The following is a 24,680-nucleotide window of genomic DNA, read 5'->3' as shown; positions in this document are numbered from 1 at the left end:
GAGCCTGATTTCGCAGCATCCAGGTGTCGCGGAAGTTGCCGTGATCGGCGTCAAGGACGAGAAGTGGGGCGAACGGCCCGTGGCGCTGATTGTACCCAGGAAGGACCTGACCACAACGCTGACTGAGGATGATGTCAAGAAGCACGTCCTCGCGTTCAGCGAAAAAGGTCAGATCTCGAAGTACGCGGTGCCGCAGATCGTCAAGCTCGTCGAGGCGCTCGAAAAAACGAGCGTCGGCAAGATCAACAAGAAGCGTCTGCGTGAGCTGTTTATCTGACCGGTGAAATGGAGGCGGCAACACGATGAGCATCCTGGGATATAGCGTAGCCACGCTTGACGAGTTCGTTGGCAAGGAGTTGGGCGTATCGGATTGGGTGACCATCGATCAGGCGCGCATCGACGCCTTCGCGCAATGCACGGGCGACAAACAATGGATTCACGTGGACGTGGAGCGTGCGGCGCGCGAGAGCCCGTTCGGCGGCACGATTGCCCACGGTTATCTGACGCTTTCGTTGCTTGCCTCTCTGGCGATCGAAGTCGGTCTCATTCCCGCGGACGCGTCGGCGGGTTTGAACTACGGGCTGGACAAAGTGCGCTTCATCACGCCGGTGAGAGCGGGTGCCCGGGTGCGGCGTGAGCGACGGATCGATAGTCGGGCGATCTGAGGAGAGCGCTATGAACATCCTGAAATTGGCAGGGGATGCTGGAATGCTGGTCGTACTTGACGGCAGAATCGGTTGCGCCGAGTACCGAAGCGTCGATGGAACCTTCGATGCATTTCAGTCATTGGCTATTGCTGACGGGGCCGATGGGCCTCGGGGCGACCTACGCGCGGAGTCGTCATCGTGAAGAAATGGCGCCGGAGCATTACTAATAAGCAGACCCTCACTCGGACCCGGAATGCTCATCTGGCCTCTGGCCATGAAATTGGAACGGGTACAGGACATGCTGGTGCCAGATCGTGTTTGCTGACACTGGGGAACGCGTCAAGTCGGTGCCCGCACTCCAACTCTGCGCCAGGTGTTCTACTGGAATGGAGGCAGGCCGGCTATATGCTGATCAAAACCCGATGGCGCGCGGCCCGGCCACCGGATGCGAAGACGTTAGCACTATCCTTGCGTAAGTACGGTATCGTCTGCGAGTCAAAGGGACCGATCGCGTTCGCCCAAAGCTAAAAACCCGGGACCCCGTCTGGCGTAGCTTATGGCGTAGGTTTCCAACTCTGCACACGCCAGGCGTAGCCTTTTCAATGTTTCGACGAGAACGAGTAAATGTGATGCGCATGCGCCGGCTGCCTTGCGAAACCCGTGGCCGGCGTGGCGGCGTCGGATTCGTCGCGATATAAGCGAGGCGGTTGCGTGCATGCCTGTGGCGCGCGCCGCGTTGCGTCGCGGCGGCAGCGCGACGGTGCCGTCAGAACATGCCGAAATCGTCGTTGCTGTCGGGAATCGCGTTAAGCAGGTCGTGCAGCGCGCGCCAGCCGATCCATTCCAGAAGCATTGCAGATAAATGTGCCACCCGACGGCGCGTGTCGACGTTCGCGCGTGTCGACACACTTCGGTAGGCCGCGGTCTTACGCGTTGCGCTTTTCCTTTCGGTCAATGAGCGTAGCAATGGACAGGTCTGCATGCATGGTCTCCCGTAACGGTTGCCGGTCAGCGAACTGACGCAGCGGTCCCGGCTTCGGACGGCAGCAATGCGCCAAGCACTTGCGCCAGCGTCGTCGCGCCGAAGCGCCGCTCGCTGAGATCCGCGTCGACGTCGATGCGGCCCGCGTTATGCGCGTCGTACAGATCGGTGATCAGACGCGCGTGCTGCTCGCTGAGCCCGGCACGCCGAAGCACGGCGGCCCATTCGCCGCGCGGCACTTCATGTGCGACGACCTGCCGGCCCGCCAGTTCGCCGATCGTGCGCGCAACGTCCAGCGCGCTGACACGCTGCTCACTCTCAATGCTGACGACGCGCGGCGAAACCTGCGCCGGCTTTGCGTCGAGCAACAGTTCGGCGGCCAGCAAACCCACGTCCTGTGCGGCGACCGTCGGAAACAGCTTGGTCAACGGATGATGCAGGCTCGGCAGCACGCCTTGAGCGAGCGCGACCGGCAATACGCGAGCCCAGTTGTGCATGTGCTCGGCGGCGCGCAGAAACGTCAGTTGCGAATCGATGCCGCGCAATTGCGTTTCGAGGTAGTGAAACAGCGTCGTGATGCCGGTGCCGTCCGGATGTTGCGCGCCGTAGTCGGAGAGCGCGACTACGCGCGGCGGCGGATCGGCGCGCAATGCGGCGATGCCCGCGTCGATCATGTGCCGCATCGCCGCCGCGGGAGCATCGTGCGCATGGGGCACCGGACACAACATCTGCACGGCGTGCGCACCGTCGATCACGCGCGCCACCGACGCCGCATCGTTCAGATCGGCGACGGCGATCTCGCAGCCGATCGCCGCGAGCGACGCGCCACGTTTTTCGTCGCGCACCACCGCGCGTACTGCGCGGCCCGCACGCCGCAACGCTGTCGCAGTCGCGCTGCCGACATTGCCTGCTGCTCCAAAAATTACGAACACGTCGCGCTCCTCGGGGAATTGATCGGTACAGCGTCATCATAGGGACGCGGCGATCAGCAGGCGCGCGGGCAAGGATGGCTGCGCGCAGATTCGGATGATTGCTTTTACGAGGCGACGCTTCACGCGCGGCTATGGAATCTCGTAGCTCCAGGCAAAGCCGCGCGAAACGCAGCACAATGCACGGACATCGCACCGCCATCCACGAGGCAAGCCATGAACGCCGTGACACCGATACCGCAACCGCACAGTGGTTCCCGCATCGCGTTGCGCACCAGCAAGATGCTCGGCTGGCAGGGCTTCGGCGCGGAACTGGTCAATGTGTCGGCCGGCCTGCACCGGATGCCGGCGTTCCAGCATCATCGGGTGGGCGTGCATGTCGGCGCGCCGGTCAGGGCGCGCTGCATGTGCAACGAGCGCCGTCACGTGCGGCTTCAGGCGCACGGCGATGCCGATGTGATTCCGGCCGGACTCGACGGGCAATGGAGTGATGAATCCGCGTGCACGATTTTCAGCGTATGGATCGGCGAGGATTTTTTGCAGCGGACTGTCGAACAGCTGGCCCTGAAGTCCGCCGACGCGCAACTGCGTCCGCAATTCCGGATGCGCGACCCGCGCTTCCAGCATCTCGCGTGGGCGTTGCGCGCTGAACTCGAAGCGGACGAGGCGTCCGATCCCCTATACGCCGAGAGTCTATGCACCGCGATGGTGGTGCGCCTGATCGGCGGTGCGCCGGCGCTCGACGACAGGCGGCGCACGCTCGCGCCGAGGATGGCCGCGCGCGTGATCGAGTTTATCGAAGCGCACCTGGACGAGCGTCTCACGTTGAGCGAACTGGCCGCGCTCGCTGATCTGAGCGTGCCGCATTTCAAGGTGCTGTTTCGTGAAACGCTCGGCGTGCCCGTGCATCGGTACGTGGTGCAGCGCAGGGTGGAGCGCGCGAAGACGCTGTTGCTCGAAGGCAAGCTCAGCGCGAGTCAGATCGCGCTGGATACCGGTTTTGCGCATCAAAGTCACATGGCGCACTGGATGGGGCGCCTGCTGGGTGTCACGCCGCGCGAGCTGAGCTTCACCGCGCCGGGCGACGTGACGAGCGATGCGTCGCTGGTTCGCGGCAACGGGTCGTAACCTGGCAGGCACGCCGCGCGCAATGCGCGCCGCCGTCAACCGCGCGCGGCGCCCGTCAATTGCGCGTACACGTCGTGCGCCAGCTGCAACAGCACCTTGCGGTCTATCCCGCCCGACACCGCATAGCCGAAGTCCCCGTCGACCCAATAGAACACATTCACCGGCCCGTCCTGATACAGCTTGAACGCCGTGGTGTTCGAGTTCGCCTGACGATGCGAGATGCACAGCGTGACGCGCTCGCCGTTCGGTCCGCGATACATGAACTGCGCGGTGGGCCCGTCGGCGGCGGGCAACAGGCGCCCGCCCGACAGCGCGAAGCCGCTCTTCGACAGAACCGGCGGATGCACGTCGGTGCCCAGCCGGTTGGCGAGCCACTGCACGAAATCCTGTTCGTGGTCGGCGCTCATTTCGGCCGGCCGGTCGATGGCCGGCATGTAGACCACGTGCGCCACCGCCGCGCGCCGCGCAAACACCTCGGCGCTGTCCGCGCTGACCGGACGCGTGTCGGCGTGTTCCGGCGCAGCCGGCGCGCCGATATCGCGCCCCATTTGCGTGCCCACGCCGATGCCCACCCCCAGCACCAGCGCCGCCGCCATGCCGGCGAACTGCGGCCAGTTGGCGGCGATGCTCCAGCGGCGCGGCGCGGGCGCTTGCAGGCGCTTGGGCAGCGGTTCGTTGAGCACGCGGTCATAGCGCTCGTGGAACATGTTGTTCAGCGAAAAATAATCGCTGACGCGCGCGGCCAGTTCCGGGTTCTGTTCGAGCGCGCGTTCCACGTCGACACGGCGTTCGTCGGACAGCGTGCCGTCCACGTAAGCGTGCAGTTCTTCTTCGCCGATCGGCATATGTTGGTCGCTCATCGCACCACCTGTAATTTCGCACCGGGCCGGGTGCCCGCCATCAATGCCCTGAGCCGCTCGCGTCCGCGCGACAGCCGCGACATCACCGTGCCGATCGGGATGTTCAGCGCGAGCGCGACGTCGGTATAGCTCATTTCCTCGAGGCCGACCAGCAGCACGACTTCGCGCTGCTCCATCGGCAGACGCTGCAGCGCGTAATCGAGGTCGCGCATTTCCAGCGAGCGGGTCTGCTCGGAGGACACCGCCAGTTCGCTCTCGGCGATGCTGTCGTCGTCGACGGACAGGTGGACCGCGCGCGCCGACGCCTTGCGCGCCTGATTCGCGAACACGTTGTGCATGATCGTGAACAGCCACGCGCGCAGGTCGGTGCCCGGCTGGAACATGCCGGTGCGGCCGAGCGCGCGTTCGAGCGTGTCCTGCACCAGGTCGTCGGCGAGATCGCGATTGTTGATCAGCGCGCGCGCATAGCGCCGCAAACGCGGCACATGCTCCATCAACTCGTCACGGACATCCATTTTTCATCCCGATTCTGATCCCGGTCTTGGGGCTCTTCCTAAAGCATAGGGCGGGCGGCCGCCGCGTGGGCGGCGACATGCATTCGAGTGGCGAACACGAGTCAGCGCATTTTATTCCGCGAGTTTTGGCGAGCGTTCTGACCCGTTTCTGAGTCAGCGCGCGGTCAGCGCGTCGGCGGCGCGCATCAGGCCGTGCGTGCGGGCGGCGCCGGCGACCACGAAGCGCTGGCGCTGCGCGGTCCACGTCAACAACCGGATCTCGCCGATGCGGCGCGCGGCCCACTGCGGCTGCGCCGGCGCGAGCAGCGCCAGTGTCGACATCACCACTACCGGCTGGTTGTCGCGATTCAGATAGATGAATTCGTTGGCGCGCTGAAATGGACCGAGCGGCACGGCTCGCCGCTCCACGAGTCGCAGGCCGATGGCCTCGAGTTCGGGTGCCGACGGATCGGCGCGCGTCGGCGCTGCCGCGGACAACGGCCGTGCGGCGGCTTCCGCCAACGCCATCAGCGCGGCGTTGTCGAGCGCTTGGGGCGACACCTGGGTCGCCGCAAGCCAGCCCATCGCCGCTGCGAGCGTCAGAACGAGCACCGCGAGCGCACCCGCCAGTTTGCGCAGACGTCTCATGGTTTTGACGCGCAGGATTGCCCGCCGCCATCGGTCGATGCGACTCGTCGCGGGATCGTCGACGGTTTGAAACGCCTGCTGGATCTGTGCGTTCAGCCTGCCGTAAAACGCGACACGCCGCGCTTCCGTCGGATCTTTGCCAAGATAGGCGCGCAGAAACGCCACGCGTTCCGGCGTCAGCGTGCCGTCGGCGTAGGCCTGGATGTCGGCTTCGGAAAGCGGCGAGTCGGATGGGGCGTTGGTCGAGGTCATGGTGACGGTGGGGCTCGGAATGCGGCTATCGGTTGGTGAACACGGGCACGCACGGGTTTATTCCGCGCATTGCGTTGGCTCCCGTATGCCGTTTTCAATGCCGCTGAACGGTGAGCAACCCGGACGAGCAAACCGTCGCGCGGCCGCTTTTATTCCCGGTTTCCAGATATGTTTTTTCACGCGCTCGAAGCAGGAATAAAAGCCGCCAGGCCGTGGTTCTCCGTGATGCGATCCCGCACAACATTCTCAGGAGTTCATCATGAAGAAGCTCGCCATTGCCGCCTTGTCCGTTGTCGTTCTCGCTGCTTCGTCGGGCGCGTTTGCCGAAGGCAAGACACGTGCTCAGGTGTACCAGGAATTGATCGAGGCGCAACAGAACGGACTGGATTACATCACCGACGCGTCGTATCCGGATGTCAACCCGGTCTTCGCGCAACAAGTCAAAAATCACAAGGAAGCGCTCGCCGCGCAAGCGGCGGCCAACCGCGTCGCGAAGGGCAGCGCGCCGGCAGGCAACGCCAATTGAAGCGTCGGCAGCCGGCGCGCGAACGGAACGCGCGCCGGTGTGTCGAGTGGGGATGTGTCGAGCGCGGATGTGGAATAGATCGTCGTATCGCGTGTTAGCCGGTCTGTGCATTCATTCGACACAGGAGTCGTCGTGCCCCAATCTTCCGTTCCCAACTCTGAGCCTCGCTGCGTGCCGTGCCGGCTCGCCGCGATCGGCGCGCTCGTGCTCGTAGTCGCCGGCGGCTTCGCCTACACGGCGGGCTGGCTCACGCCCGCGCGTCTGACGGCGTCACGTCTCATCAACACGTTCGAAACAGTGGCCGGTCAGCCGCATCCCGGCTATCGGCGCAATCATGCGAAGGGTCTGTGCGTCGAAGGGTACTTCGACAGCAACGGCAACGGCGCAACGCTCTCGCGCGCAGCGGTGTTCACGCCGGGACGCACGCCGGTGACGGGACGCTTCGCGGTGCCCGGCGGCAATCCATCCGCCCCGGATACCAGTTCGCCCGTGCGCAGCCTCGCGTTGCAGTTCCAGTTGGCGAACGGCGAGCAATGGCGCACCGGCATGAATTCGACGCCCGTGTTCGCGGTGCATACGCCCGCGCAGTTCTATCAGCAATTGCTCGCCGCGAAGCCCGACCCGGCGACCGGCAAGCCGGACCCGGCCAAACTCAAGGCCTTCTACGCGTCCAACCCCGAGACCTTGCCGTTTCAGAACTGGGTCAAAGCGCACCCGCCTTCGTCGAGTCTCGCGAACGCCGCGTACTACGGGATCAACGCATTCCGCTTTACCGACGGCGCAGGCACGACGCGCGCCGTGCGCTGGGCGATGGTGCCCGAGACGCCGTATGTGCCGATCACCGATGCGCAGAAAGCCGAGATGAATTTCCTGCAGGCCGACCTCGATCAGCGGCTCGACAGCGGGCCGTTGCGCTGGCGTTTGATCCTGACCGTCGCGCAACCGGGCGACCCCACCGACGACGCCACGCTGCAATGGCCCGACGCGCGCCAGCATATCGACGCGGGCACGTTGGTGCTCGATCGCGCGACATCACAGGAAAACGGCACGTGCCGCGATATCAACTTCGATCCGACGATCCTGCCCGCAGGCATCGCGCCATCGGACGATCCGCTGCTCGCCGCGCGCTCGGCCGCGTATGCGCTGTCCTATCAGCGCCGCACGCGTGAAGAAGCCTTGCATCCCACGATTCATCAAACGCACGCCAACGGAGACCGCTCATGACGCAGGCACGCACCCACTTCGGTCCGCTCGCGCGGCTGCTGCACTGGACGATGGCGCCGCTGATCGTCGCGATGCTGTTCATCGGCGTCGGGATGGTGGCGAGCGTCTCGCGTGCGCACAACACGCTGGTCGCGATTCACAAGCCGCTCGGCATTGCGTTGCTGCTGCTGGTGGTGCTGCGCGCCACCGTGCGCGTCACGCGCGGCGCGCCGCCGTTGCCCGCCGACATGGCGACACCGCAACGCATCGCGGCCAAAGCCTCGCACCTGGTGCTGTACGCACTGATGGTGGCGATGCCGTTGATCGGCTGGGCGATGCTGTCCGCAGCGGGCTATCCCGTCACGCTATACGGTCCGTTGCATTTGCCGCCGATCGCGCCGCATGACGTCGAGCTGTTCGCGCTGCTGCGAGCGTTGCATACGTGGCTCGCGTTCGCGCTGTTCGCGACCGTGCTGCTGCATCTCGCGGCCGCGCTGTTTCATGGGCTGATCCGTCGCGACGGCGTGTTGTCGAGCATGGCGCGCGGCGGCCGTTAGCACTTCACGCGCTCGGAACGCGGATCGTAAGGCGCTTGCAGATGCACGGTGGCCGGTAGCAGTTCGCCGGCGACATCGATTGCGTAGCGGCCGCTGTTCAGATATGCGGCATCCGCCACGCCTTGCGGATTGTTCACGTAGCCCATCGCGACCGGACAGCCGAGCGTGTGCCCAAACGCCGCCGAACTGACGAAGCCGACCGGTTTGCCGTCGCGCAGAATCGCTTCGCCGCCCCACAGCATGCGATCGGCGGCGCCATTGACGGTCAGCACGACCATGCGGCGGGTGAGCGGCTCTGCACGCAGCTTCAGCAGCGCGTCGCGGCCGCGAAACGGAATGTCCGTGTCGAGCTTGCACGCGAACGACAGGCCCGCTTCGAACGGATTCGTGTCCGGCGTGAGTTCACGGCCCCACGCGCGATAGCCTTTCTCGATGCGCAGGGAATCGATTGCGTAATAGCCCGCGTCGACGAGGCCGAATGCGTTGCCCGCCTGATGCAGCGTCTCGTACACGCCGACCGCGAATTCGACCGGCACGTACAGTTCCCAGCCGAGTTCACCGACGTAGGTGAGGCGCGTGGCACGCACCGTCGCGTAGCCGAGGTCGACTTCGCGGCTCTGGCCGAACCGGAACGCGTCGTTGCTCCAGTCCGCTTTCGACACGCTTTGCAGCAGTTCGCGCGAGCGCGGGCCCATCACGGCGAGCACCGCGTATTGGCCCGTCACGTCGACGAGGGTGCAGTGCCGGTCGTGCGGAATCGCTTTTTCGATGGTGTCGAAGTCACGCGTGGTTTGCGCGGTGCCGGTGACGAGCAGGTATTGGTCGTCGGCGAGGCGCGTGAGCGTGAAATCCGACTCGTAGGTGCCGCGCTCGTTGAGCATGCCGGTGTACACGGTGGTACCGGTCGGCACGGCGACGTCGTTGGCGACGATGCTTTGCAGCACCTCTTGCGCACCGCGTCCCTTCACGAGAAATTTGGAGAAGGAAGTCATGTCGAACAGCGCGACGCCTTCGCGGCACGCGCGATGTTCCGCGCCGCTCCAGGGCAGCCAGTTCTGCTGGCCGAACGCGTAGTCGATGCGCGCCTGCGCGGGCGTCGGCGCGAAAAAGTTGGCGCGCTCCCAGCCCATCTTGCTGCCGAAACACCCGCCTTTGTCGCGCAGCAGCGCATACAGCGGCGAGCGGCGAAACGGCCGCGCGCTGTCGAGTTCGCGGTTCGGCCAAGGCATCGCGTAGTGCAGGCCCAGCGTTTCCTTCACGCGATCGTGCAGCCACGTGTCGTTGCCGTTAAAGCGCGCAAAGCGGCGGATGTCGACCGGCCACAAGTCCATGCTCGGCTCGCCCGCGACGATCCATTCGGCGAGCGCCATGCCCGCGCCGCCCGCCGACGCGATGCCCATCGAATTGAAGCCCGCGCCGACGAAAAAGCGCCGCAACCCGGGCGCTTCGCCCAACATGAAGTTGTTGTCCGGTGTGAACGATTCGGGGCCGTTGTAGAACTGGCGGACCTGCGCGGTTTCGAGCGTGGGCACGCGCTGCAGCGCGTTTTTCATCAGGATTTCGAACTGATCCCAATCGTCGGGCAGCAGCTGGAATTCGAAATTCTCGGGGATGCCGTTCATGCCCCACGGTTTCGCGTCCGGCTCGAAGCCGCCCATCACGAGGCCGCCGACTTCCTCCTTGAAGTAGATGAAGCCATCCGGGTCGCGCATCACGGGCAGGTCCGGATGCACGCCGGCGATGCGCCCGGTGACGATGTAGTAGTGCTCGGCCGAATGCAGCGGCACGGTCACGCCGCACAGCCGGCCCACCGCCTTGGCCCACTGGCCCGCGCAATTCACGACGATGTCCGCGTCGATACGGCCTTCCTCGCCGTCCTTGTTGCGCCACGCGAGGCCGCTGATTTCGCGTGCGCCGCTCGCGCTGCCGTGCAGCGTGGCGCGCGTGTGGATCGCGGTGACACGGGTGTTTTCGACGATGCGTGCGCCGCGCATGCGTGCGCCGCGGGCGAGGGCCTGGGTCAGATCGGTCGGATTCGCCTTGCCGTCGCCGGGCAGCCAGACCGCGCCGAGCAGATCGTCGGTGCGCATGACCGGCCACAGGTCGCCGGCCTCGCGCGGGCTGATGACGTCGCACGTCACGCCGTACGCGCGCGCGACGGCGGCGGTGCGCTTGAGTTGCGTCATCCGCTCGGCCGTGCGCGCCACCGACAGCGAGCCGCATTGCTTCCAGCCCGTGGCGAGTCCGGTGTCGGCTTCGAGTTCGGCATACAGCGCGGTCGAGTAGCGGATCAGCTTCGTCATGCTTTCCTGCGCGCGCAACTGGCCGACGAGACCGGCTGCATGCCAGGTGGTGCCGCATGAGAGTTGGCCCTGTTCGAGCAGGACCACGTCGGTCCAGCCGAGTTTCGTCAGATGGTAGGCCACCGAGCAGCCGATGATGCCGCCGCCGATGACGACGGCACGGGCGTGAGCGGGGATTAGTGTGGACATGTGTGGGATTGTGTCGAGGCGGTGTGCACAGAATGCCTCGAATGTGCACGAAATGCAACGGGCGAGGTTTGAAGCGGTTGGCCCGGTTGGTCGGTCATGCCATGGACATGCACAAGTGCTTGCGGTGGTCGTCGCCGACTGCGAATACGAAGACCCATGCGCTGCATGCGAAGAAGAAAGTGTGGTTATTTTTGGAAACGTGTGGGAATCGAACCCGCCAAAACTGACTTTTGCTAGACTTCACCCAACCAGCCACCATGCACCCCTCATGCTTTCCAATCAGCGCCAAGCCGAAATTCTGCGACTCGTCCGCGAGCAGCGCACCTGCACGATCACCGATCTCGCCGGGCGCTTCGACGTGTCCGACGAAACCATCCGCCGCAATCTCAAACCGCTGATCGCGGATGGCCGGCTCATCAAGGTCCACGGCGGCGTCATGCTGCCCGAGCGGCTGGACGAGCCGCCGTTCCGGCGGCGCATGGCGGCGAGCCTCGAAGGCAAGCGGGCGATCGGCGCGCGCATCGGCGAACTGGTGCGGGACGGCGACTCGCTGATTCTCGAGGGCGGCACGACCTGTCTGCATATCGCGCAAGCGCTCGCGGCGCGCTCGCGGCTCACAGTCGTGACCCATTCGATCGAGGTCGCCCGCGTGCTGGCCTCGCGCAACGGCAACCGGGTGTTCATCGCGGGCGGCGAGCTGAGAGCCGACGACGGCGCCGCGTTCGGCGACAGCGTGCTGGCCTACCTGCGCCAGTTCCACGTCCGCTACGCGATCGTTTCGGTCACTGCGATCGACATGCAGGGGCGCTTCATGGATGCGCTGCCCGCCGATGTGGCGTTTGCGCAGGCGGCGTTCGCCCAGGCCGAGCAGCGCGTGGTCGCGGCCGATCACGCGAAATTCGGACATAGCGCGCTGGTGCATGCGTTCGGGGCGGATGCGGTCGATCTGCTCGTTACCGACGAAGCGCCGGTGCCAGCGCTGGCTCAGGTGTTTGCGGCGGCGGGAGTGGAAGTGGCGGTGGGGGCGTCGGTGGGTGGGCGCCCGGGGTCCGGCGATCGAATTGACGAGGTGGGCGCTGGGTAGGGCACTTGATCGACTGCGCGGTCCTGTCGTCCGCGCTGCCGGACGGACTAGCTGCGTCTTGCTGATCAGACAAGTCCGGCGCGCCCGGACGCGCCAGCCCTGGCGCGCTGCCCCAGCTCGCCTTGTTGCGCGCGGTGGATGAATCCCAAGCCCGGCATAGTCCCATGGGCGTCGACGACCGGACCAGCCCAGTCCTCCATCCCAAACCCACCCCCAAACTCAATCCCGTCCAACGCGTAAAATGGCCGGCTATCACAGGCAATCGCAACCGCACTGAATCGCGCCGGCCATCGTGTCACCGCACATGCCGCGCTGCTTCGTCCGCGCGCGATTGCCTTCGCCAGCTTGAATAGGAATGGACGCTGATGTCGTCAGTTTTCTTTGATCGGGAACGGATTGCAGACTGGCTGGGCGATCACACCGTCGCCAAGGCGCGCTCGGTGGGCGCCGTGACCCATGTCGAATGGCATGGCGCCACGCTCAGCGGCGACGTGCAGGGCACGCAAGAGCTGCCCTACCGGACGCGGGTTCGCTTCCGTACCGATGGCGGGTCGCCCTGGGCGCAAGGCGACTGCACGTGCCCGGTCGGGCGTAACTGCAAGCATGTCGCGGCGCTGCTGCTCGCCGAGCTCGAGTATCACGACGAGATGGACCACATCACCCGCGTCGAGCATGAGGATGGCGACGCAGAGAGCGGCAACCCGCGTGCGGACTCCCCGAAATCCGTCACGGCGCTGGACCAACCGTCCGGCGTACGCCCCGAACTGGTGAGCTGGCTCGAGCGTTTTCGCGCACGCGCCGAAGCCGCCGATGCGCTCGCCCAGAAAGCGGGCGCCGCGCGCACCCAGACGCTCGCGTACCGGCTGAACTGGTCCGACTTCCACAAGCGCCACGAGGTCGTGCTGTACCGAGCGCGCTGCAATGCCGAAGGCGCGATCGTCGAAGTCGACGAGCCGTGGGGCAACGTCGAAGCGGCGCTCGTCAAGCAACCGAAATTCGTGTCCGACGAGGACCTGTCGATCCTGCGCGGCCTGTGGCTCGGCCGCTCCCGCGAGGACTTCGGCCAGTTCATCCTGCGCGGCACGAGCGGCGCAGAGATGCTGCAGAAGCTGATCGCCACAGGCCGCCTGTTCTTCGAGTTCAAACCCGCGCGCGGTCACGACGGCCTGGCGCCTTTGTCGCGCGCCGCCGACCGGCCCGGCCGCATCGAATGGGAGCCGCTCGCCGACCAGCGGCTGCGGCCCGTGCTGCGCACCGAACCGCGCGCCACCATGGTCCTGCCGACCGAGCCGGTCTGGTACGTCGACGGTGTCGCGAACGAAGCAGGCATCGTGCAGTCGTCGCTGCCGTTCCAGCAGTTGCCCGATTACCTCGCGATGCCGCCGATCTCGCTTGCCGAGGCGCCGCTGGTCGCGTCGGTGTTGCGCGAGATCGCGCCCGGCCTGCCGCTGCCGCCCACCCACGACACGTCCGCGATTCGCGTGATCGACGTCGAGCCGGTCCCGGTGCTCACGCTCAACAGCCACGCGCTGCCGTCCGGCGCCAAGGCGGGCCAGCGCAAGCCCGAGGCGGTCGAGCTGGCCGGCGTGAGCTTCGACTACGACGGCGTCAGCATCAACGTGGACAGCAGCGTGACGCTGGTGCCGATTCCGGGCGGCGACGTGATCCATATCCGCCGCCGTTACGAGGCCGAGAAAAAGCGCCTGCTCGAACTGCGCAAGAGCGGCTTGCAGAAAGTGCCGACCAGCCGGGTATTCGCCGCGCGCCAACTGCCCGACACGATGCTCGGCCTGCCCGATGCCGACGCATGGTCCGCGTTCGTCAACGACGCCGTGCCGGACCTCGTGAGCAAGGGCTGGCGCGTAACGATGGCGCCGGAGTTCCGCTACAACGTGATCGAAATCGACGCGATCGACGGCACGGCGCATCAGGCCGGCGACGGTTGGTTCGATCTGGAGATGGGCATCCGCGTCGGCGAGCGCAACGTGCGGCTCGAACCGCTGCTTGCCGACCTGTTCCGGCGCGACCGCCGCTGGCTGAACGGCGCGCTCGACAGCATCGCCGATCACGAGCCGATCGAGCTGAAGACCGAAGAAAACAAGCGGCTGCGCTTGCGCGCTGATCGTCTGAAGCCGGTGGTGCGGGTGCTGGTCGACCTGTTCGACTCGCTCGGCGGCTCGCTGGCCGAAGGCGCGCCGCTGCGCGTGCCGTCGGTCGATGCCGGCCGGCTCGATGCGCTGAACGACACGGGCCGCTGGCAATTTCGCGGCGACGATTCGGTCCGGCAGCTCGCGCAGCGCCTGCAAGCCGGTCCGGGTCTGCGCGAAGTGCCGGTGCCGCGCGGGCTGAAGGCGGAACTGCGTGTTTATCAGCAGCAGGGCCTCAACTGGATGCAGTTCCTGCGCGAACAGGATCTGGCCGGCGTGCTCGCCGACGACATGGGTCTGGGCAAAACCGTGCAGACGCTCGCGCACATTCTCGCGGAGAAGGAAGCGGGGCGCCTGAGCCGCCCCGCGCTGATCGTCGTGCCGACCACGCTCGTGCACAACTGGCGCGAAGAAGCGCGGCGCTTCGCGCCCGAACTGAAAGTGCTGGTGTTGAACGGCCCGCAGCGCAAGCAGCGCTTCGAGCAGATCGGCGAACATGAGTTGATCCTGACCACCTACGCGCTGCTGTGGCGCGATCAGAAGGTCCTCGCCGAACACGACTACCACCTGCTGATTCTCGATGAGGCGCAGTACGTCAAGAATGCGAGCACCAAGGCCGCACAGGCGATCCGCGGCTTGCGCGCGCGGCATCGGCTGTGTTTGACGGGCACGCCGCTGGAGAATCATCTCGGCGAGTTGTGGTCACAGTTCGACTTTCTGTTGCCGGGGTTTCTCGGCAGCCAGAAGGACTTCACGCGGCGCTGGCGCAATCCGATCGAAAAGAACGGCGACGGCGTGCGCCGCGCGCTGCTGGCGCGCCGCATCCGGCCGTTCATGCTGCGGCGTCGCAAGGACGAGGTCGCGAAGGAGTTGCCGGCCAAAACCACCATCGTCTGCTCGGTCGATCTGGAAGGCGCGCAGCGCGATCTTTACGAAACCGTGCGCACTGCGATGCAGGAGAGGGTGCGTGCCGCCGTCAGCGCGCAAGGGCTCGCGCGCAGCCACATCATCGTGCTCGACGCATTGTTGAAGCTGCGTCAGGTGTGTTGCGATCCGCGGCTCGTGAGGACGATCAAGGTTGGCGGCGAGGTGCGCACGGGCGGTGAAACGCCGGCTGGGAGTGCGTCGGACTTGCCCGCTGCAAAGCGCGACAAGGCGGAGAAGATCGACAAGAGCGCGCGCACGATGCGCTCCGCCAAGCTCGATCTGCTGCTGTCGATGTTGCCGGAACTGATCGAGGAAGGGCGCCGCGTCCTGCTGTTTTCGCAATTCACCGGCATGTTGTCGCTGATCGCCGCGGCGCTCGACGAAGCCGCGATCGCATACGTGGTCCTGACCGGCGACACCGCCGATCGCATCACGCCCGTGGAGCGGTTCCAGCAGGGCGACGTGCCGCTGTTCCTGATCAGCCTGAAGGCGGGCGGCGTCGGCCTGAACCTGACGGCTGCCGACACGGTGATTCACTACGACCCGTGGTGGAACCCGGCCGCCGAGAACCAGGCGACCGACCGCGCGCATCGGTTAGGGCAGGACAAGCCGGTGTTCGTCTACAAGCTGATTGCCGCGGGGAGCATCGAAGAAAAGATCGTCGAGTTGCAGGAACAGAAGGCGGGGCTCGCCGACAGCATTCTCTCCGAGGATGCCGCGGGCGCCGCCAAGTTCTCCGACGACGACCTCGACGCGCTGTTCGCACCGATGCCGGAGATCGAAGGCGGTCGATGATCGACCGATGATTTGGCGCGCGCCGTCGCGGACTGCTGCGCGCGATATTTTCAACAGACTTGAGCGACCGCGCGGCGCTCAGTCTGTAACAAAACGTCCGAGTGTGTAAATCGACCTTTTGCGCGGCTGAAAATTCATACGTTTTTGAGGCGTGTGGCGCGGGCTGCCATCTCGCCATCTACTACGTTCTCCGTAACAACTACCGCGCAGATGGTTACAAACGGAGTTCCTTCATCTTGAGTTCGATTTCCGCTAGAGCTAATTTTTAATTTACTCGTGCGGCTAAACCCGGCGGGTGTGTAGTGTTTCGAGCGGCGTGAGCTTCGGTCGAAGCGGACCCCGCTTTTTTGGGTCTAGAGGTAGCGGCCGCGGCCACGCACGCTGGCTGCAACATCGTCGACAAGGCGAGACGTGGCGAACAGCGGACGGCCCGCTGAACCTCGGACACTATCAATTCGAGTCACCCGAGCCAGAATTTAACAATGTTTAAACGATTGTGTTACGGATTTTTCAACAAGGATGTCGAGAAAAACCTACGCTGGAACCGACGCAAGGACGGACGCAGGCGAAATCTGAATGTATGGTCAGTCAGTTGGAATTGTTTCCCATTTCGCCAGATCAGGCTGCTGATCGCCTCAAGCGGTAGTGGGGCATGGTAGCCCGTCCGGCTTTTGCGAATACTCTCAGATGCTTGCAAGGTAAGAGACGGCACAGCCTCCGGGGAGTCAACAGTAGGCCGCCATAAGCGTAACGTGCCCTCCCTGTTCCTGGCAGAAATTGTGAACTTCGCCGCGCGGCAAAAGCTTTCACGAGTGCATTGCCGGAGGACCTGCTCTGCATTGACGTTTTCGACGTCGACCAGTGCCAGGAGAGGACTCGAATATATATGATAAGCGTTTGAATATAAACGATAAAATTGAATATGCAAAGTGACGTATACGCACCGGTATACGTAAAAATTGGGGATGTCGGGCGGCTACGAACCCGCAACCGTATTTTGAGCTAATCGCTTCAAAACAATTTGCCCTCCTTCCTCATAGAAATACACTCCCACATATTTGCCGTCGCAATCTATTTTGGTCGGAGCGTCAAACTTCGCCCCGCGGGGATGATGCAGCGGCTTCGGTTCGTTTTCCACGGGTGCGCGCGCCGCGCGGGTCGGTCGTAATCCGGCGACTGGTGCCGAGATCCAGATCCCGGCCGCCAGGACAGTCAAGTTCACCGCGGGCAAGGCGTTCAAGGATGCAGTCAACGGCGCCTGAAACCGCAGGCATGCCGCCGGACGTCGCTGCCAGCGGTCTCGTGGCCGAGTCGCCGCGACCGGTAGGGCGACAGTCGCGTCGGGTACGCGACTGCCAGACTGATCCAGCTTCTGTCCAGTCAGTGCAGTTCCAGCGGCAACAACGGTCGCGGCCGATGTTGCAACGCCGGCCATTTCGTCCACCGCCGCGCGTTGCTCGCCCGCGCTACCCGCGGCGAGTAACGGCGCGTCGTAGTAGCTGCGGCTTGCCGCAGGGTGCTTGATCCCAATCGGCCGTGGACCGGGCCCCGGCCCGGACGCGTCTATGGGAGGCACAGATACGGCGCCCGGGACAACTGCTTCGAAACTGACGCAAGGGTGACTTCCGCTGGATCGTAGTGACGCACACGTGCTTCTTCTCCAGACTGCGCACCGGCAACCGATGACAGCTCGTTCGATGACCGCTTTGCTTGCTAGCAAGCCGATGTTCCGGAACACGGCTCACGGGCATCGCACGAGAGATCTGGCGCAATTAAAAGTACGTCGATCGTCAGCAACAACCACCGTACGGTCAAAAGGCGTCAGCTGTCCGAGCGCATTAGCCGCATTGACATCGAGAAGCGCTCAGCCGGATGGATACTGATCGTCACCTCGAACGTGTCACCCGCGGCGTCGAGATACCGGCGTGCGATTTCGAGGGCTGCGGTTCCTGCCTTCACCCGCAGCCGTCGAGCCATCTCGTCCGAAACGATGATCGCCTGAACGTCCTGCTGAATCTCCGTAATCCGGTGGCCATGGCTCGCCTCGATCAACGAACTGATCAGCGTGCCCGGTTGCGAGCGTGCCGTCTCCGCCACGTCGGTGTACGCCGAATCGATATACACGTCGGTCCAGCCGACCGGCGGACTTTCCCTGTCTTCATCGACGCGAAGGCTCGAGATGCGCAGCCAGCGCGTGCCATTGGTGCATCGCAAGACCTTCGCGAGCTTGCCCGTCGCCACGACTTCTTCCGTCGATTGCACGAGACGCAGGTGCTGCGAGCCGAATTGCACCAGATCGTCCAGCGACGCCAGCGAAGGCCTGAAGTCGTTGCGCGGCTGCGCCGACTCGACGCGCGTTCCCGCGTTCTTGCGCCGCGAGACGAGCCCGAGTTGCTGCAACTCGTGCAAGGCCGCTCGAACCGTGTGCCGGCTCGTCCGGTAGTGGTCGCGCAGTTCCAGCTCGGTCGGCAAATACGAGCCCACCGGATAACGGCCGGAGGCGATGCCTTCGGTCAGTTCGCGAGCGATATCGACGAAGTGCGGTCTGTTCATTTCTCGTGGCGAAGCGGTCAATTTGCATGGCTAGGGTAAATCATAGCTTGTCTATCATGTCCGGACATATTAATTTACGTATGTCCGGACATATTCACTAATCCGAAGCTGATTCCGGCCCCATATCCAGTCTGCTTTTCCGCACATTCAAGAGGTCGTCATGACGAATCGCACTATCCCCATGGCCAGCACTGTGGTCGATTCAATCCTGTTCCGCGATGCCTTCGGCACCGCGAAGATGCGCGAACTGTTTTCGGATTACGCCCTCGTGCAACGTTACATCGATGTCGAAGTCGCGCTGGCGAAGGCTGAAGCGCGCGTCGGCGTGATTCCGGCCGACGCTGCGGAAGTGATCGCACGTGAATCAACGATCGACCGGATCGATTTCGATCACATGCGCGAGGAAACCGACATCGTTGGTTATCCGATCCTGCCGCTCGTGCATCAACTCGTCGAGATGTGCGGCGACGCAGGCCGCTACGTCCACTGGGGCGCAACGACGCAAGACATCATGGACACGGCGGTCTCGCTGCAGGTGCGCGATGCCCTCGACGTGATCGACGGCGACATCCGCGAACTTCGCACGATTCTGGTAGACCTTTCGAAGAAGCACCGCGATACGCCCATGGCCGGCCGCACGCACTTGCAGCAAGCGCTTCCCGTCACGTTCGGCTACAAGGTCGCGATCTGGCTGGCGATGTTCGACCGCCACCAGCAACGACTGGCGGAACTGCGCCCGCGCGTGGCCGTCGTCGAATTCGCGGGTGCCGCGGGCACGCTGGCGTCGCTCGGCGACAAGGGCTTTGAAGTGCAAAAGGCGATGGCCGAGGAACTGAAACTCGGCGTGCCCGCCACCACGTGGCACGTGGCACGCGATGGTTTCGCCGAAGCGGTGAACCTGCTCGCGCTGGTGACCGGCTCGCTCGGCAAGATTGCGCTCGACATCATGATCATGGCATCGACGGAATTCGCCGAAGTCTACGAGCCCTTCGTCAAGGGACGTGGAGCGAGCAGCACGATGCCGCAAAAGCGCAATCCGATTTCGAGCGAATTGATGCTCGCCGCGGCGAAGGCGGTGCGTCAGCATGCGGGCCTGATGGTCGACGCGATGATCCAGGATTTCGAGCGCGCCACCGGCCCGTGGCACGCGGAATGGATCGCGATTCCGGAGAGCTTCATCCTGTCGGCAGGCGCCTTGCATCAGGCGAAGTTCGCGCTCGGTGGGCTGATCGTCGACACCGAGCGCATGAAGCACAACCTCGGCATTACCAGAGGCCTGATCGTGGCCGAGGCTGTGATGATGAGCATGGCGCCATTCACCGGCCGCCAGCAGGCGCACGACATTGTCTACGACGCCTGCCGCACCGTGAACGAAAAGGGCGGCACGCTCGCCGAAGCGCTGGCGGCGCTGCCGGAAGTCACCGCCCACTTTGAGCGCGACGCGATCGACCGCATGACCGATCCCGCGAACTATCTCGGCCTCGCGCCGCAGATGGTTGATCGCGCGGTTGAATTGTCCAGCGGTATCTGAGCGAAAGGCGTGGAGGAACACACAGCATGAACAACGATATTGCATCAAACGAAGGGTCGAACATTCCGCCGCCCAAAAGGCTGCCGTGGTACCGCAAGCTGGGCATGCAGGTTTTGGTAGGACTGGTTCTCGGCATTGCCGTCGGTCTGATCTTCCCCAAATTTGGCGGTCAGCTCAAGGTGCTGGGCGACATCTTTTTGTCACTCATCAAGGCCGGTGTCGCGCCGCTGGTGTTCCTCACCATCGTGCATGGAATCGCATCGGCCGGTGACATCAAAAGTGCGGGCCGGGTCGGTTGGCGCTCCATCGTCTATTTCGAGGTGGTATCGACCATTGCCTTGATGGTCGGCCTGCTGGCCGGCAACCTGCTGCAAATTGGCAAGGGCATGACGGCCGTCGCTGTCGGATCGGCACCGCCGGCGATAGGGACGATGGCGCCACATGGCTTTGTCGATTTCATCATGCATATCGTGCCCGACAACTTCATCGGCGCGTTCGTGAAGGGAGAACTGCTTCAGGTGGTCGTGCTTGCAGTGATGGTCGGCATCGGCATCCTCGCGATTCCGGAAGGCCGCCGTGTCAGGATCAACGAAGGGCTCGACCTGGTGTCGGAAGTGCTGTTCTCGTTCATCAACCTGGTGATGAAGCTGGCGCCGCTCGGTACTTTCGGCGCGGTCGCTTACTCGGTGGGCAGCAACGGAACCGCTGTGCTGATCGCGCTCGCTCAACTCGTCCTCAGCTTCTATGCGGTCGTGGTGCTGTTCATCGTCGTGGTGATGGGGATCATCGCGAAGGTGGCGGGCTTCAGCCTGTGGTGCTTCCTGCGCTACATCAAGGACGAGATTCTCATCGTGCTGGGTACGGCTTCATCCGAGAGTGCACTGCCGCGCCTCTTGATCAAACTCGAACGGCTCGGCTGCGCCAAGCAGACGGTCGGACTTGTACTGCCCACGGGGTATGCGTTCAATCTGGACGGAACGTCGCTCTTCATGTCGATGGGCGTGCTGTTCATTGCCCACGCGTACGGCGTACCAATTACGCTGGAGCATCAGATCGGCTTGCTGTTGCTGATGCTGCTGACGTCCAAAGGCGCGGCCACGGTTTCGGGTGGATCGTTCGTCGTGTTCGCCGCGACGGTGGCATCGACCGGCATCCTGCCCGTGGAAGGCGTGGCGATCATCTTCGGCGTGTACCGCTTCATGTCGATGGCGATCGCAACCTGCAACACGATCGGCAACAGCCTCGCGACGGTCGTGATTGCAAAGTGGTCACGTACCTTTGATGCGCAAGTCGCTGAGCGGCATCTCTATCCGGAGCGCTATCCGGCCACCGCCCGGGCCGACGAGAGTCTCGCCGACGGTAACTTGTTGCCCGAAGATATGAACGACACAAATGCGCACCCTGCCGGGATTCCTTTGAAAAGCGCTGGCAACACGCCGTGATTCGATTGACGGACCGCCAGCATGCGCTGGCGGCACTCGGAATAACGGCAGGCCGCATTTTCCCGTTGAGCCAAGCGCGAAAGTCCTATCCGTGAGCGCCGAGTGTGCCGATGACTGATGCGCCAAGGCGACGAAATTGGGACAGTACTCGTCCGGTCGATCTGATAAGAAGCGCTCGACCAATCGTTGACCGCTACTGCAGCGTGCAGCGGCGCGCGGGTCAAGCCTTACGGTGGCGTCAACGATTTACTTTCAAGTTCTTGTCGAACTCGCGTCGCGATCGCGGGGGACCGCAGTAAGTCGCATCAAGAACCGGCACCATCGCGTCCGTTAGGGAGTATCACCATGACAGCAGCAACACGAATTGAGCAGGATGCATTTGGCCCTGTCGAAATTCCGGCGGATCGATACTGGGGAGCACAGACCCAGCGCGCACTTGGCGTCTTTGACATAGGTCAAGAGCGCTTTCCGGCGGTACTAGTCCGCACGTTCGGTTTGCATAAGTACGCTGCGGCACGCGCCAACGTGAAGTCCGGTGCGCTCGCTCCGACGCTTGCGTCGGCGATCGAGACGGCCGCTCTTGAAGTGCACGAAGAGCGCTGTCACGTTAAAGCGTTTGCGACGCAATAGCGGAGAGGACGCGCATTTGGTCAGAAAGCGGACGGATCTCGGGTGATCTCAGTGAAGCGATGCCAAGCGTCGAAGCGTGCGGCGAGTTGTTTCCGATAGAGCGAGGCGCGCAGTAGATGTCGCTTGAGCGCGAAGTGCTGCCGGATCGGACCGAAGCTCGATAGGAAAGCCTGCGTGCGTTCAGGATCGCGGAAACCACGCATGCGCCGCTCACGTTCGCGTGTCGGTTGATGACTGTTTTCGGCCCTGTTGTTCAGCCGCGCGCTGGCTTTGACGAAGACGTGCCTGACGTGGACGAGCTCGGCAATCTCGGCTTTCGCGGCCGGATAGCTGCGCAGTTGGTCGGTCACGATCTTGCGCGGTGCCTCAACACACGAGGCAAGCACGTGCTTGAAAAATCGTTTGGCTGCAGCCTTGTCGCGGCGCTTCTGTAGCAGGATATCGAGCTCGGCACCGTGCTGATCGACGGCGCGCCACAACAGGTAAGGCTCGCCGCGCAACGTCATAAATACTTCGTCAATGTGCCAGGTCGTGCCTGGCTTGCGACGAGCCGCTTTGACACGGTGCGCGAAGCACGCGCCGAACTTATCGCACCAGCGTCGGATCGTTTCGTAACTGACGACAACCCCGCGCTCGAACAACAGTTCTTCGATATCACGCAGGCTGAGCTGAAACCTGAAATACCAGCGCACCGCGCAGCTGATGACCGCCACCGGAAAGCGATGACCGTGGTATAGCGATTTTGTATTCTTCATCACGAGATCTTACCCGACCATCTCAGCAACGTGACAGTGCCGTTCCAAGGGGCATAGCATCAAGACGTGATCCTGAAGCGGAATCCGTGCGGCTCTCACGACTTCACGTCGAGGGACGTTTGACCCGACTTGCGAGATAGTCAACCATGCGCTGCGCGGCTGGCTGCAACGCATCGAAACTCTTGAAGCACACGACGAACCGGCGCTGTGCCCAGGCATCGGTGAGAGGAACGATCTTGATTCCGAGCACCGGCCGATACGTCTCAGCCACCTCCACCGGCACGACGCTGATCCCGAGCCCTGCCGCGACCACACGAAACGCCGCATCAAAGCTCGATACGATCACACGGTAGGAAACGGTTTTGCCTGCGCTCGCAGCCGCGCGCCGCAGCATTGTATGGACGGCCGTCGACGGCAGCAAGCCGACATGCTCGTGCTCTAACGTCTGATCAAAGCGCAGCGACGCCTCCCCCGCGAGCGGATGATCGCGATGGACTGCGAGCGCGAGCCGGTCCTGGCGGTACGGCCGGTGCTCAAGTCCTTGCAGGTCGACGTTATCCCAGCACACACCGACGCTCGCCGCACCTTCGCGTAACTGCCGTACGAGATCGAACGACAGCCGTTCCTCCACCTCGACCCTGATGTTCTGATTCGCAGGCTCGCGCATGAATGAAGCAATGTCGTCGAGCAGTGCTTCCGCGATCGCCGATGCCGACGCGCATACGCTCACGCGCCCCTTGAGCCCGCCGCCGAACGCGGCGACGTCGCTTGCGATGCGTTCCATCGTGAAGAGCACGTTGCGCGCGTGCTCGAGCAGAGCGATGCCCGCTGCCGTGGGCTGGACGCCGCGCCGGGAGCGTGATAGCAGGGGCACTCCGAGCTCGCTCTCTAGTTGCGCGATGCGCTTGCTGATCGCGGACGGCTCGATGTGCGCTTCCTCCGCCGCCCGAGCGATGTTGCGGTGATCGCACACAGCGACGAACAACCGCAGCGTTTTCAAGTCGATGTCGCGCATGTCCGTCTCCGGGTCTATGACATTCCAAACGGGAACCTTCACGCTTCCAAAATACCGCTTTAAGGTTTGGCTGGAACGTCTAAAGTTAGCACAACGCCGGCAACCTGACGACCGGTAGACATGGAGACAAGACACATGCCTTCGTTCCCTGCGAACGTCGCCATCCGCGAAGTCGGATTGCGCGACGGCCTGCAAAGTATTCCGAGCATTCTTCCGACCGAACGCAAGATCGAATGGATCAGCGATGCGTACGCCGCCGGCCAGCGCGAGATCGAAGTCGGTTCGTTCGTTCCGGCGCGCCTTCTGCCGCAACTGGCCGACACCGCCGAACTCGTCGCCTACGCGAAGACGCTGCCGGGCCTCGTCGTATCAGTGCTCGTGCCGAATCTCAAAGGCGCCGAGCGCGCCATCGAAACCAACGCCGACCTCCTGCTTGTGCCGCTCTCCGCGAGCCACGAACACAGCCTCGCGAACCTGCGCAAGACGCCTGACGAAGTCGTCGCCGAAGTGGCACGCATTCGTGCCGCACGCGACGCCGCCGGTTCGAAGACGCTGATCGAAGGCGGCATCGGCACGGCGTTCGGCTGCACGATCCAGGGCCGAGTCGAACAGAGCGAGGTTCTGCGCTGCATGCAGGCGCTGCTCGATGCGGGCGCGGATCGCGTCAGCATCGCCGATACGGTCGGGTATGCCGGTCCCAGCGCTGTGCGCGAGCTGTTTGAAAAGGCGCGCAAGATCGCGGGCGAGCGCTTCTGGTGCGGCCACTTCCACGACACGCGCGGCCTTGCGCTCGCCAACGTCTACGCGGCGCTCGAAACCGGCGTCGCGCGCTACGACGCGACGCTCGCCGGCGTCGGCGGCTGTCCGCATGCGCCGGGCGCGAGCGGCAACGCGTCGAGCGAAGACCTGGCGTTCATGCTCGCCGACATGGGCATCGAAACTGGGATCGACATTCCCGCCTTGCTGGCGCTGCGCGCGAAGGTCGCGGGCTGGCTCGAAGGCGAATCGCTGCACGGCGCGCTGTGGCTCGCGGGTCTCCCAAAAACCTTCGCTGCTCCGGCCGCGCTCAACGCTTGAGGTCAT

At 64.0% G+C, this 24,680-nt stretch carries 19 protein-coding genes and 3 pseudogenes; 14 read left to right on the top strand and 8 right to left on the bottom strand.

Annotated elements, in window-relative coordinates; genetic code table 11:
* The 3 genes and pseudogenes from FVF58_RS30970 to FVF58_RS51650 form a co-directional block, all read left to right on the top strand.
* Window positions 1-277 (top strand): AMP-binding enzyme (locus tag FVF58_RS30970; protein WP_425468983.1); only part of this gene is annotated, 277 nt, incomplete at its 5' end.
* A gap of 25 nt (window positions 278-302) precedes the next feature.
* A pseudogene (locus FVF58_RS30965) lies at window positions 303-632 on the top strand (MaoC family dehydratase); the annotation flags it as partial.
* A gap of 43 nt (window positions 633-675) precedes the next feature.
* Window positions 676-849 carry a hypothetical protein gene (locus FVF58_RS51650; protein WP_188130970.1) on the top strand — a complete coding sequence of 58 codons (174 nt, stop codon included), beginning with the start codon at window positions 676-678 and terminating at the stop codon, window positions 847-849.
* Between the two features lie 806 nt (window positions 850-1,655).
* Here the strand turns inward: FVF58_RS51650 and FVF58_RS30955 are convergent.
* A complete protein-coding gene (locus FVF58_RS30955) occupies window positions 1,656-2,561 on the bottom strand; it encodes an NmrA family NAD(P)-binding protein (RefSeq protein ID WP_149673573.1) in 906 nt (301 codons plus the stop codon).
* 213 nt (window positions 2,562-2,774) lie between these two features.
* Here FVF58_RS30955 and FVF58_RS30950 point away from each other — a divergent pair, with 213 nt between their 5' ends.
* Window positions 2,775-3,686 (top strand): AraC family transcriptional regulator, encoded by a 912-nt coding sequence (locus tag FVF58_RS30950; RefSeq protein ID WP_149673572.1) that lies wholly within the window; start codon window positions 2,775-2,777, stop codon window positions 3,684-3,686.
* A gap of 35 nt (window positions 3,687-3,721) precedes the next feature.
* Here FVF58_RS30950 and FVF58_RS30945 read toward each other — a convergent pair whose 3' ends face one another.
* The 3 genes from FVF58_RS30945 to FVF58_RS30935 form a co-directional block, all read right to left on the bottom strand.
* A complete protein-coding gene (locus FVF58_RS30945) occupies window positions 3,722-4,546 on the bottom strand; it encodes an anti-sigma factor family protein (RefSeq protein ID WP_149673571.1) in 825 nt (274 codons plus the stop codon).
* Window positions 4,543-5,061, bottom strand: coding sequence for a sigma-70 family RNA polymerase sigma factor (locus FVF58_RS30940; protein ID WP_149673570.1), 519 nt, complete (start codon window positions 5,059-5,061; stop codon window positions 4,543-4,545). The genes FVF58_RS30945 and FVF58_RS30940 overlap by 4 nt, the downstream gene beginning before the upstream one ends.
* A gap of 153 nt (window positions 5,062-5,214) precedes the next feature.
* The gene (locus tag FVF58_RS30935) at window positions 5,215-5,940 is read right to left on the bottom strand and encodes an anti-sigma factor family protein (RefSeq protein ID WP_149673569.1); all 726 of its coding nucleotides are present in this window, start codon (window positions 5,938-5,940) and stop codon (window positions 5,215-5,217) included.
* A 259-nt stretch (window positions 5,941-6,199) separates the two neighbouring features.
* Between FVF58_RS30935 and FVF58_RS30930 the strand changes: the two genes are divergently transcribed.
* The 3 genes from FVF58_RS30930 (at window position 6,200) to FVF58_RS30920 (ending at window position 8,226) form a co-directional block, all read left to right on the top strand.
* Window positions 6,200-6,466 (top strand): DUF4148 domain-containing protein, encoded by a 267-nt coding sequence (locus tag FVF58_RS30930; RefSeq protein ID WP_149673568.1) that lies wholly within the window; start codon window positions 6,200-6,202, stop codon window positions 6,464-6,466.
* Between the two features lie 132 nt (window positions 6,467-6,598).
* On the top strand, window positions 6,599-7,690 hold the full coding sequence (locus tag FVF58_RS30925; protein ID WP_149673567.1) for a catalase family peroxidase: 1,092 nt from the start codon (window positions 6,599-6,601) through the stop codon (window positions 7,688-7,690).
* A complete protein-coding gene (locus FVF58_RS30920) occupies window positions 7,687-8,226 on the top strand; it encodes a cytochrome b (protein ID WP_149673566.1) in 540 nt (179 codons plus the stop codon). The genes FVF58_RS30925 and FVF58_RS30920 overlap by 4 nt, the downstream gene beginning before the upstream one ends.
* On the opposite strand, the gene FVF58_RS30915 is transcribed toward FVF58_RS30920, so the two are convergent.
* On the bottom strand, window positions 8,223-10,718 hold the full coding sequence (locus tag FVF58_RS30915; RefSeq protein ID WP_149673565.1) for a GcvT family protein: 2,496 nt from the start codon (window positions 10,716-10,718) through the stop codon (window positions 8,223-8,225). The genes FVF58_RS30920 and FVF58_RS30915 overlap by 4 nt on opposite strands.
* A 268-nt stretch (window positions 10,719-10,986) precedes the next feature.
* On the opposite strand from FVF58_RS30915, the gene FVF58_RS30910 reads away from it, so the two are divergent.
* From FVF58_RS30910 to FVF58_RS30900, 3 genes and pseudogenes are all read left to right on the top strand, one after another.
* The gene (locus tag FVF58_RS30910) at window positions 10,987-11,802 is read left to right on the top strand and encodes a DeoR/GlpR family DNA-binding transcription regulator (RefSeq protein WP_149673564.1); all 816 of its coding nucleotides are present in this window, start codon (window positions 10,987-10,989) and stop codon (window positions 11,800-11,802) included.
* Window positions 11,803-12,167: 365 nt separating this feature from the next.
* Window positions 12,168-15,671: a DEAD/DEAH box helicase gene (locus FVF58_RS30905; protein WP_149673563.1), complete on the top strand. Its 3,504-nt coding sequence runs from the start codon at window positions 12,168-12,170 to the stop codon at window positions 15,669-15,671.
* A gap of 1,118 nt (window positions 15,672-16,789) precedes the next feature.
* Window positions 16,790-16,933 (top strand): annotated as a pseudogene (locus FVF58_RS30900) (HU family DNA-binding protein); the annotation flags it as partial.
* A 559-nt stretch (window positions 16,934-17,492) separates the two neighbouring features.
* Here the strand turns inward: FVF58_RS30900 and FVF58_RS30895 are convergent.
* Window positions 17,493-18,224 (bottom strand): GntR family transcriptional regulator, encoded by a 732-nt coding sequence (locus FVF58_RS30895; protein WP_149673562.1) that lies wholly within the window; start codon window positions 18,222-18,224, stop codon window positions 17,493-17,495.
* Between the two features lie 160 nt (window positions 18,225-18,384).
* Between FVF58_RS30895 and FVF58_RS30890 the strand changes: the two genes are divergently transcribed.
* From FVF58_RS30890 to fumC, 3 genes and pseudogenes are all read left to right on the top strand, one after another.
* Window positions 18,385-19,755, top strand: coding sequence for a class-II fumarase/aspartase family protein (locus FVF58_RS30890; RefSeq protein WP_149673561.1), 1,371 nt, complete (start codon window positions 18,385-18,387; stop codon window positions 19,753-19,755).
* A 26-nt stretch (window positions 19,756-19,781) separates the two neighbouring features.
* Complete coding sequence (locus tag FVF58_RS30885) at window positions 19,782-21,197, top strand: cation:dicarboxylate symporter family transporter (RefSeq protein ID WP_149673560.1); 1,416 nt, start codon at window positions 19,782-19,784, stop codon at window positions 21,195-21,197.
* Between the two features lie 345 nt (window positions 21,198-21,542).
* Window positions 21,543-21,791 (top strand): annotated as a pseudogene (fumC, locus tag FVF58_RS53150) (class II fumarate hydratase); the annotation flags it as partial.
* A gap of 56 nt (window positions 21,792-21,847) precedes the next feature.
* On the opposite strand, the gene FVF58_RS30875 reads toward fumC, so the two are convergent.
* Window positions 21,848-22,582: an IS6 family transposase gene (locus FVF58_RS30875; protein WP_149673559.1), complete on the bottom strand. Its 735-nt coding sequence runs from the start codon at window positions 22,580-22,582 to the stop codon at window positions 21,848-21,850.
* A gap of 103 nt (window positions 22,583-22,685) precedes the next feature.
* Window positions 22,686-23,597, bottom strand: a complete 912-nt coding sequence (locus FVF58_RS30870) for a LysR family transcriptional regulator (RefSeq protein ID WP_149673558.1) — start codon at window positions 23,595-23,597, stop codon at window positions 22,686-22,688.
* Between the two features lie 135 nt (window positions 23,598-23,732).
* Between FVF58_RS30870 and FVF58_RS30865 the strand changes: the two genes are divergently transcribed.
* A complete protein-coding gene (locus FVF58_RS30865) occupies window positions 23,733-24,674 on the top strand; it encodes a hydroxymethylglutaryl-CoA lyase (RefSeq protein ID WP_149673557.1) in 942 nt (313 codons plus the stop codon).
* The last annotated feature ends 6 nt before the right edge of the window (window positions 24,675-24,680 follow it).

Source organism: Paraburkholderia panacisoli, from assembly GCF_008369935.1.
Classification (GTDB): domain Bacteria; phylum Pseudomonadota; class Gammaproteobacteria; order Burkholderiales; family Burkholderiaceae; genus Paraburkholderia; species Paraburkholderia panacisoli.
Note: the sequence above shows the minus strand (reverse complement) of the source record. Positions and strands in the feature narration are given on the sequence as shown.

Bases quoted from the DNA above. Each gene is read 5' to 3' on its own strand.
- FVF58_RS51650 (WP_188130970.1), top strand. From the start codon at position 676: ATGAACATCCTGAAATTGGCAGGGGATGCTGGAATGCTGGTCGTACTT.
- FVF58_RS30950 (WP_149673572.1), top strand. From the start codon at position 2,775: ATGAACGCCGTGACACCGATACCGCAACCGCACAGTGGTTCCCGCATC.
- FVF58_RS30945 (WP_149673571.1), bottom strand. From the start codon at position 4,546: ATGAGCGACCAACATATGCCGATCGGCGAAGAAGAACTGCACGCTTAC.
- FVF58_RS30940 (WP_149673570.1), bottom strand. From the start codon at position 5,061: ATGGATGTCCGTGACGAGTTGATGGAGCATGTGCCGCGTTTGCGGCGC.
- FVF58_RS30935 (WP_149673569.1), bottom strand. From the start codon at position 5,940: ATGACCTCGACCAACGCCCCATCCGACTCGCCGCTTTCCGAAGCCGAC.
- FVF58_RS30930 (WP_149673568.1), top strand. From the start codon at position 6,200: ATGAAGAAGCTCGCCATTGCCGCCTTGTCCGTTGTCGTTCTCGCTGCT.
- FVF58_RS30920 (WP_149673566.1), top strand. From the start codon at position 7,687: ATGACGCAGGCACGCACCCACTTCGGTCCGCTCGCGCGGCTGCTGCAC.
- FVF58_RS30915 (WP_149673565.1), bottom strand. From the start codon at position 10,718: ATGTCCACACTAATCCCCGCTCACGCCCGTGCCGTCGTCATCGGCGGC.
- FVF58_RS30910 (WP_149673564.1), top strand. From the start codon at position 10,987: ATGCTTTCCAATCAGCGCCAAGCCGAAATTCTGCGACTCGTCCGCGAG.
- FVF58_RS30905 (WP_149673563.1), top strand. From the start codon at position 12,168: ATGTCGTCAGTTTTCTTTGATCGGGAACGGATTGCAGACTGGCTGGGC.
- FVF58_RS30895 (WP_149673562.1), bottom strand. From the start codon at position 18,224: ATGAACAGACCGCACTTCGTCGATATCGCTCGCGAACTGACCGAAGGC.
- FVF58_RS30890 (WP_149673561.1), top strand. From the start codon at position 18,385: ATGACGAATCGCACTATCCCCATGGCCAGCACTGTGGTCGATTCAATC.
- FVF58_RS30885 (WP_149673560.1), top strand. From the start codon at position 19,782: ATGAACAACGATATTGCATCAAACGAAGGGTCGAACATTCCGCCGCCC.
- FVF58_RS30875 (WP_149673559.1), bottom strand. From the start codon at position 22,582: ATGAAGAATACAAAATCGCTATACCACGGTCATCGCTTTCCGGTGGCG.
- FVF58_RS30870 (WP_149673558.1), bottom strand. From the start codon at position 23,597: ATGCGCGACATCGACTTGAAAACGCTGCGGTTGTTCGTCGCTGTGTGC.
- FVF58_RS30865 (WP_149673557.1), top strand. From the start codon at position 23,733: ATGCCTTCGTTCCCTGCGAACGTCGCCATCCGCGAAGTCGGATTGCGC.